Genomic DNA, 7,567 nt, shown 5'->3' on the forward strand with positions numbered 1-7,567 from the left:
CGATCACGGCACCGGGCAGTCCCTTCGCCGCCGACCGCTGACGGTGCGCCTCGCCGGCGTCAGGCCCGGGCCGCCAGGGCGCGGTGGGCGGAGATGGTGCCCCAGGCGGTGACGCCGACGGCCAGCAGCATCGCGGTGAGGGCCACCGCGACGGTGCCGTCCCAGCCGCTCGCGTGGTACGCGCTCGCGCCGACCGCGCCGCCGAGGCTGTTGCCGATGTAGTACGCCGCCAGGTACAGCGCCGAGGCCTGGGCGCGGCCGTGGGTCGCCGTGCGGCCGACCGCCGCGGAGGCGACGCAGTGGCCGGTGAAGAAGCCTGCCGTGATCAGGACCAGGCCGAGGAGGGTGAGCGGGAGCGACTCCGGCAGGGTGAGCAGCAGGCCGGCGGAGGTCGTGGCGATCGCCGTGTACAGCGCGCCGCGGCGGCCCAGCCGTGAACCGATGCGCGCGCTCGCCGCGGAAGCGACGGTGCCGACGACGTAGACCACGAAGATCGACGAGGCCAGCGCCTGCGGCAGGTCGAAGGGCGCGGCGACCAGGCGGTAGCCGAGGACCGTGTAGACCGCGCCGAAGACCGTCATGAAGAGCAGGCCCAGGGCGAAGAGCCGAGCCAGCAGCGGGTTGGCGAGATGGCCGGTGACGGTGTGCCAGAGGGCGCGCGGGTTGACCGGGCCGGGGCGGAAGCACCGGGCGCGGGGGATCAGCACCCGGAAGGCGATCGCGCACAGCAGCGACGCGACCGCGACGGCCGCCAGCCCCGCGCGCCAGCCGTACGTGCCGGCGACGACGCCGGAGAGGAGGCGGCCGCTCATGCCGCCGATGCTGTTGCCCGCCACGTACAGGCCCATCGCGGAGGGAAGGGCCGACGGGTGGACCTCCTCGGCGAGGAAGGCCATCGCGGTCGCGGGCAGGCCCGCCAGCGCGACGCCCTGGAGGGCGCGCAGCGCGGTCAGGGTGCCCAGGTCGCCGGTGAAGGGCAGGACCAGCGCGATGGCGACGGCGGCGAAGACCGCGATCGACATGATGCGGGTGCGGCCGAAGCGCTCGGACAGGGCACTGATCGGGATCACCGCGACGGCCAGTCCGATGGAGGCGGCGGAGACGGTCCAGCTGGCCTGGCCGGGTGTCAGGTGCAGGCTCGCAGAGAGGTCCGGCAGCAGCGCCTGGGTGGAGTAGAGCAGCAGGAACGTCGCCAGGCCCGCGCCGAAGAGCGCGAGTTGGGTGCGGCGCAGACCGGGCGAGCCGGGCAGGTGCCGGAGGTCGGACGTCGGGGTCCGGGGGAGGGCGGCGGGAGCGGGGAGGCTGACTGTGGCGGGGTCCGCTGACATGCTCCAGACGCTAGGACTGTGCAACTGATGCGTCCAATACATGGGTGAGCGATGATCCATGCTGTGACGTATGACCAGAGCTCAGAGCCAGTGACCCTTCCTACGGAGCAGGTGGAGCTGTCGCCCACGTCACCTGCGGCGCGGCTCTCGCCGCTGCTCGCGCAGTTCGCGGCGGTCGCGCGCGGCGAGCACGTGACGCGGGCGGCGGCGGAGCTCGGCATGCCGCAGCCGACGCTGAGCCGGGCCGTGGCCCGGCTGGAGGCGGAGCTGGGCGTGGTGCTGCTCGCGCGCGAGGGCCGCACCGTCCGGTTGACCCGGGCCGGCCGGATCTTCCTGGCGTCGACGGAGCGGGTGCTCGCCGAGATCGAGCGCGGGGCGGACGCGGCTCGGGCGGAGGCCGATCCGACCGGTGGGCGGGTGGCGTTCGGCTTCCTGCACACCATGGGGACGGAGGCGGTGCCGATGCTGCTGCGCGGTTTCCGCGCGCGACTGCCGCGGGTGCGGTTCCAGCTGGTGCAGGGCTACACGGACGAGATGCTCGCACGGCTGCGCGAGGGCGAGTTGGACCTGTGCCTGCTCTCGCCGCGTCCCGAGGCGGCGGACCTGACCGCCCGTCGGATGGGCGAGCAGCGGCTGCGCCTGGTGGTCTCGGCGGACCACCGGCTCGCCGGGCGGCGCCGGGTGCGGCTGGAGGAAGTGGCCGAGGATCCTTTCGTCGGCCTGGAGCCTGGCTACGGCCTGCGCCGGATCACCGACGCGCTCTGCGCCGAGGCCGGCTTCACGCCGCGGATCTCCTTCGAGGGCGAGGAGGCCGAGACGCTGCGCGGCCTCGTCGCGGCGGGGCTGGGTGTCGCCGTGCTGCCGCCGGCTTCGCTGCCGCGTCCGGACGTGGTGGAGCTAGCCATCTCCTCGCCCGTGGCGCGGCGCGAGCTGGCGCTGGTCTGGTCGTCGGTACGGCCGTTGCCGGCGCCCGCGGTCGCCTTCCGTGACTACGTGCTGTCGGAGAAGGACAGGTTGCCGCTGCACAGCTGAATCCGGGCGAATCCGGCTGAATCCGAGTGAATTAAGCGAAAGGTCAGCATTGTCTGGCTTGTGACCACTCGGTGCGAGCGGGACGCTGTTCCTGTACCTCTGAAAGGGGGTTGGTCGGTATGACGTTCATGCAGGTCATTGAATATGAAACCACCGATGAGGACCGTGTCGACCGGCTGATGGACGAGTGGTTGCGGATCACCGAGGGCAAGCGGACCGCACACCACGCGATGTTCGGCAAGGACCGCGAGAAGCCCTCACACTTCATGCAGATCGTCGAGTTCCCCTCCTACGAGGAGGCGATGCGCAACAGCGACCTTCCCGAGACCCGGCACATCGCCGAGGAGATGCGGGAGGCCTGTGTCGGGGAGCCCCGGTTCGTCAACCTCGACGTCACCAGGGACGAGGTCGTCGACGAGGACGCGATGGAGACCTTGATGGGCAAGGTCCTCACCGATCTGGGCGCGGTGACGGTCGCGCCGATGATGGTCATCGGCGAACGGCTCGGTCTCTTCACCGCCATGGCCGACGGCGCGCCGCTCACCTCCGCGGAGTTGGCGACCCGGACCGGCACACAGGAGCGCAACGTTCGCGAGTGGCTCGCGCTCATGGCGGCCAGCGGGTACATCACCCTCGACCCGGACGGGCGGTTCCGGCTGAGCCCCGAGCAGGTCGTCGTCTTCACCCAGCAGGACAGCCCCTACTACGCGCCGAGCGGCTTCCAGCTCTTCTCGGCGGCCGGCTCGATGGAGACGCGCGACAAGTTGGAGCGGGCCTTCGTCAAGGGCGGCGGTGTCGGCTGGGAGGAGCACCACGCGGAGCTCTTCCCGAACGTCGGCCGCTTCTTCCGCACCGGTTACGCGGCCTTCCTGGTGGACCAGTGGATCCCGGCGCTCGACGGCGTCGCGGACAAGCTGCGCACCGGCGGCACCGCCGCGGACGTCGGCTGCGGGCTCGGCTACTCGACGATGATGATGGCCAAGGCCTTCCCGAAGTCGCACTTCGTCGGCTTCGACTACCACGGGCCCTCGATCGACGAGGCCCGGAGGCTGGCCAAGGCGGAGCACCTGGGCAAGCGGGTGGACTTCGAGGTCGCGGGCTCGGCCGACTTCGGCGGCGGCCCCTACGACCTGATCGCCTTCTTCGACTGCCTGCACGACATGGGCGACCCGGTCGGCGCGCTGTCGCACTGCCGGGCGCGCCTGGCGGACGGCGGCGTCGTCATGCTGGTCGAGCCCAACGCCGCCGACGACCTGGCGGACAACATGAACCCGCTGAGCCGGGCGTTCTACGGCGGCTCGTCGCTGATCTGTGTGCCCGCCTCGCAGGCGCAGCCTGTGGGTCGGGCGATGGGCGCGCAGGCGGGCGAGGCGCGGACCCGGGAGGTCGCGGCCGAGGCCGGATTCTCGCACTTCCGCAGGGCGACGGAGACGCCGTTCAACCTCGTCTACGAGCTCAGGAGTTAGCAGACGGAGGTTGCACTGTCCGGGGCGCGCGCTCCGGGCGGTGCAACGTCCTGCCCGCCGCGGGTGCGGCGGGAAGGTGGTCAATCTACGCGCGTAGGAGCTAGGATCGGGCAATGGTGACCCACAACCCTCAAATCCCCGCCGCGACCTCGGAGCAGATCCGGCGCGCGCCGAAGGTGCTCCTGCACGATCATCTCGACGGTGGACTGCGCCCCGAGACGATCGTCGAGCTGGCGGACGCCGTCGGATACGACGCGCTGCCCGAGCGGGAGCCGGCCAAGCTCGGTCAGTGGTTCCGTGACGCCGCCGACTCCGGCTCGCTGGAGCGGTACCTGGAGACCTTCGCGCACACCTGCGCGGTGATGCAGACCCGCGAGGCGCTGATCCGCGTCGCCGCGGACTGCGCCGAGGACCTCGCCCGTGACGGCGTCGTCTACGCCGAGGTCCGCTACGCCCCCGAGCAGCACCTCGAGCGCGGGCTGACCCTGGACGAGGTCGTCGAAGCCGTCAACGAGGGCTTCCGCCTCGGCGAGCAGCGCGCCCGGGAGAACGGCGACCGGATCAAGGTCGGCACCCTGCTGACCGCCATGCGGCACGCCGCCCGCTCCCGGGAGATCGCCGAGCTGGCCAACCGCTACCGCGACCACGGCGTGGTCGGCTTCGACATCGCCGGCGCCGAGGCGGGCCACCCGCCGACCCGGCACCTGGACGCCTTCGAGTACCTCGCGGGCGAGAACAACCACTTCACGATCCACGCCGGCGAGGCCTTCGGCCTGCCCTCCATCTGGGAGGCGATCCAGTGCTGCGGCGCCGACCGCCTCGGGCACGGCGTGCGCATCATCGACGACATCACCGTCAAGGACGACGGGCAGGTCGAGCTCGGCCGGCTCGCCGCCTACGTGCGCGACAAGCGCATCCCGCTGGAGATGTGCCCCAGCTCCAACCTGCAGACCGGGGCGGCCGACTCCTATGCGGACCACCCCATCGGCCTGCTGCGCCGGCTCCACTTCCGGGTCACGGTCAACACCGACAACCGGCTGATGAGCGGCACCAGCATGAGCGAGGAGTTCCAGCACCTGGTCGACGCCTTCGGCTACACGCTGGACGACCTGCAGTGGTTCACCGTCAACGCGATGAAGAGCGCTTTCATCCCCTTCGACGAGCGGCTGGCCATGATCAACGACGTGATCAAGCCGGGCTACGCCGCACTCAAGGCGGAGTGGCTCTTCGCCTGAGCCTCCCTCGGCCCCCGTCAACGCCCTGAATCCCGGTACTCCGATCGGTGGACCGGGATTTGGGACGTGCCGGACCTCGTGGATACCTTGGGCGGCCAGTCGAGCACGCGCTGTGATCGCCGGGCTCGCAGGACACGAGGAGACTGCTCATGAAGAAGGCCACCCTGCAGGCGGCCGGAACGGCCGTGCTCGGCATCGCGGCGGTCACCGCCGTCGCCGGCCCGGCCGCGGCGGACCCGCTCGGCGGGCTTCCGCAGACCAGCTCGCTGACCGGCACGACGTCGTCCCTGACCGCGCCCAACGGCGGTCTGCACAACCTGACCTCGACCACTCAGGGCGTCATCAACGGCGCCGCGCCGATGGTGCAGAACGCGACGTCCTCGCTGCCGGTCCCGACGCGCGCCGTGCAGTCCGTGGTGCCGCAGCAGCGCGACGGCGGGCTGCCCGCCGTCGGCAACCTCGGCAGCCTGCCCGCGTTGGGGCAGCTCCAGGGCGGCACGGGCCACGCGCTCGACAGCCTGCACCAGAACCTGCCGCTGAACCCGCCGTCGATCAGCTGACCGCCTCCGGCCGAGGAGGGATCAGTACTCGGCCCTGATCAGTACTCGGGGCCCGGCTCAGTACTCGCGGGCCGGATCAGTACTCGGTCGGGAGCAGCAGCCACAGGGCCAGGTATATGAGCACCTGCGGCCCGGGCAGCAGGCAGGAGAGCAGGAAGAGCACGCGGACGGTGAGCGGGGTCAGCCCGAAGCGCCGGGCGATTCCCGCGCAGACACCGCCGATCATGCGGCCGCTGCGGGGGCGGGCGAGAGTGGCGGTCGCGGACATGGGATCACTCCTGTCGATCGGGCCGGTCCCGCTCCGCGGGACCGGCCGCTGCTTGATGTCTCAAGCCTCTCGCGCAGGAAGGGCGGTGGCGTCAGCCCCGCCGATGATTCGCACCCTTGCGGGATTCGTCCCCCGGAAGGGCCTGGCCTCAGGGGCGGTCTCAGGGTTGCCCTCAGGGGAGTGCGCCGCGACGTGCGCCGACTCCCGGCGGGCCTGCGCCGCCGCGCGGTGGCGCAGCCAGGCACGGGTCGGCGGAACCACCGCCAGGTGGGTCAGCGCGATCCCGATGCAGGCCAGCAGGATGTCGTCGACGTTGAGCAGGCGCAGCGAAAGCGTGGTCTGCAGCACCTCCAGGCCGGTCGCCACCAGGATCCCCGCCAGCAGGGTGCGCGTGAACGACAGCAGCAGCGGGGCGTCCCGCCGCCCCCCGGCCAGCGGGAGCAGGACCCCGAGCGGCGCCAGCGAGAGCAGGCTGCGCAGCAGCTCCAGATAGTTCCGCAGGGTGCCGGCGGCCAGTTCGGCGTGGACCGAGGCGAACGGGGTCAGGTTGCTGTCGGCGAGCCACACCGACGGGCTGCTGCGCAACGTGGTCCACAGCAGCACGCCCAGATGGACCGTCAGCAGGAGCAGGCCGAGGCGCCGGGCGCCCGCGTGCGGGGTCGCCCCCGGCCGAAGGGTCGGGGAGGGTCGCATCGCACCGCCTGACCGGGCGACGAAGGAACGGGGATCAGCGCTGCTCTCTCCGTGCTGCACGCCAGCAGGGACGCGCGGGGTGGGGCGCGTGGTTGCGCGCGACGTTGTGTGCGCCGTCACGCTGGCGCGTCCCACGCTCACGCTGAGCTCCCCGCGCCGCCCACGCCCGCCACCACCGGACCTACGGCGCCGTGGTGCCGGAGGCACCGGGGCAGTCGTTCACGGAGAACCCGCTCGAAGCCGGCGTGGAAGCGGTCGACGGCGTCTTCGGCGCGCTCCGGGCGGACGCGGCCGACGAGGCCGACGCGGCGCCGCCTCGTTCCGCGCTGGAAGCGCTGGAAGCGCCGGACGGACGCGTCACGGAGGCAGCCCCGGACCCGCCCCCGAGCGCCGACGACACCGGTGCCGGCTGCACCGGAAGCGCGGAGGCCAGGGCCTCCCACGGCGTCTGCGACGACAGTTGCGACGGCAGGTCGCTCGGGCGGCCCGGCAGCACGTACGTCGGAGCCTCGGTGGTGAGGACGGCCGGTCCCGTGCTGTCGCCGGACGCGCCCCCCGTCGCTCCGGGGGTCGGCGGGCACGCGGTGCGGGAGGCGGGGATCCCGGCGTCGACGGGCACGGCGGTGCTGCGGATGCCGCACCCGCTCAGCGTGACCGCGACGATCGCGGCGACGACGGCCGCCGCGAGCGCCGCCGTGGCCGCGTGGCCCCGCCGCCGCTCCGTGCGCGGCCCGGGACCCCCGGGCGCCTCGCTCCCGGGGACGGGACCGCCGCCCTGGGCCCTGAGCGCCCCGGCCGTGACAACCCCGGCCGTGACAACCCCGGCCGTGACAACCCCGTCCGGGGCGACCCTGCCCGTGAGGGTCCTGTCCGTGACAGCCCCGGTCCTGACGGACCGCCTTACCGTGCGCCTGCGCTGGGTGGTGCTCATTGCGTGCTGCCGTCCTTGATCGGCGGGTGCTTCGGCAGCCGGGGGGGGAGACGG

Annotated in this window: 8 protein-coding genes; 5 read left to right on the forward strand and 3 right to left on the reverse strand. The window is 72.6% G+C overall.

Annotated elements, in window-relative coordinates; genetic code table 11:
• Positions 1-59: 59 nt before the first annotated feature.
• Entirely contained in the window at positions 60-1,328 is a 1,269-nt protein-coding gene (locus TR50_RS34810) for an MFS transporter (protein ID WP_042431694.1), read from the reverse strand.
• 51 nt (positions 1,329-1,379) lie between these two features.
• Here TR50_RS34810 and TR50_RS34815 point away from each other — a divergent pair, with 51 nt between their 5' ends.
• The 4 genes from TR50_RS34815 to TR50_RS43240 all read left to right on the forward strand — a co-directional run bounded on the left by TR50_RS34815 (position 1,380) and on the right by TR50_RS43240 (position 5,621).
• Entirely contained in the window at positions 1,380-2,360 is a 981-nt protein-coding gene (locus tag TR50_RS34815; protein WP_084701485.1) for a LysR family transcriptional regulator, read from the forward strand.
• Between the two features lie 119 nt (positions 2,361-2,479).
• On the forward strand, positions 2,480-3,826 hold the full coding sequence (locus tag TR50_RS34820) for a methyltransferase (protein WP_236654717.1): 1,347 nt from the start codon (positions 2,480-2,482) through the stop codon (positions 3,824-3,826).
• Between the two features lie 113 nt (positions 3,827-3,939).
• On the forward strand, positions 3,940-5,061 hold the full coding sequence (locus TR50_RS34825) for an adenosine deaminase (RefSeq protein ID WP_042431695.1): 1,122 nt from the start codon (positions 3,940-3,942) through the stop codon (positions 5,059-5,061).
• A gap of 149 nt (positions 5,062-5,210) precedes the next feature.
• Positions 5,211-5,621: a hypothetical protein gene (locus TR50_RS43240; RefSeq protein WP_052441690.1), complete on the forward strand. Its 411-nt coding sequence runs from the start codon at positions 5,211-5,213 to the stop codon at positions 5,619-5,621.
• Between the two features lie 76 nt (positions 5,622-5,697).
• Here the strand turns inward: TR50_RS43240 and TR50_RS34835 are convergent, their stop codons facing one another.
• The gene (locus TR50_RS34835) at positions 5,698-5,889 is read right to left on the reverse strand and encodes a PspC domain-containing protein (RefSeq protein ID WP_042431696.1); all 192 of its coding nucleotides are present in this window, start codon (positions 5,887-5,889) and stop codon (positions 5,698-5,700) included.
• Between the two features lie 60 nt (positions 5,890-5,949).
• Positions 5,950-6,582: a VanZ family protein gene (locus TR50_RS34840; RefSeq protein ID WP_052441691.1), complete on the reverse strand. Its 633-nt coding sequence runs from the start codon at positions 6,580-6,582 to the stop codon at positions 5,950-5,952.
• 194 nt (positions 6,583-6,776) lie between these two features.
• Here TR50_RS34840 and TR50_RS47255 point away from each other — a divergent pair, with 194 nt between their 5' ends.
• A complete protein-coding gene (locus TR50_RS47255) occupies positions 6,777-7,532 on the forward strand; it encodes a hypothetical protein (RefSeq protein ID WP_160311236.1) in 756 nt (251 codons plus the stop codon).
• Positions 7,533-7,567: the final 35 nt, after the last annotated feature.

This window comes from Streptacidiphilus anmyonensis (assembly GCF_000787855.1).
In the GTDB taxonomy this organism is placed as follows: domain Bacteria; phylum Actinomycetota; class Actinomycetes; order Streptomycetales; family Streptomycetaceae; genus Streptacidiphilus; species Streptacidiphilus anmyonensis.

What these genes read in the sequence shown, in the direction of transcription:
- TR50_RS34815 (WP_084701485.1), top strand. Translation starts at nt 1,380, where the DNA reads ATGATCCATGCTGTGACGTATGACCAGAGCTCAGAGCCAGTGACCCTT.
- TR50_RS34825 (WP_042431695.1), top strand. Translation starts at nt 3,940, where the DNA reads ATGGTGACCCACAACCCTCAAATCCCCGCCGCGACCTCGGAGCAGATC.
- TR50_RS34840 (WP_052441691.1), bottom strand. Translation starts at nt 6,582, where the DNA reads ATGCGACCCTCCCCGACCCTTCGGCCGGGGGCGACCCCGCACGCGGGC.
- TR50_RS34820 (WP_236654717.1), top strand. Translation starts at nt 2,480, where the DNA reads ATGACGTTCATGCAGGTCATTGAATATGAAACCACCGATGAGGACCGT.
- TR50_RS34810 (WP_042431694.1), bottom strand. Translation starts at nt 1,328, where the DNA reads ATGTCAGCGGACCCCGCCACAGTCAGCCTCCCCGCTCCCGCCGCCCTC.
- TR50_RS43240 (WP_052441690.1), top strand. Translation starts at nt 5,211, where the DNA reads ATGAAGAAGGCCACCCTGCAGGCGGCCGGAACGGCCGTGCTCGGCATC.
- TR50_RS34835 (WP_042431696.1), bottom strand. Translation starts at nt 5,889, where the DNA reads ATGTCCGCGACCGCCACTCTCGCCCGCCCCCGCAGCGGCCGCATGATC.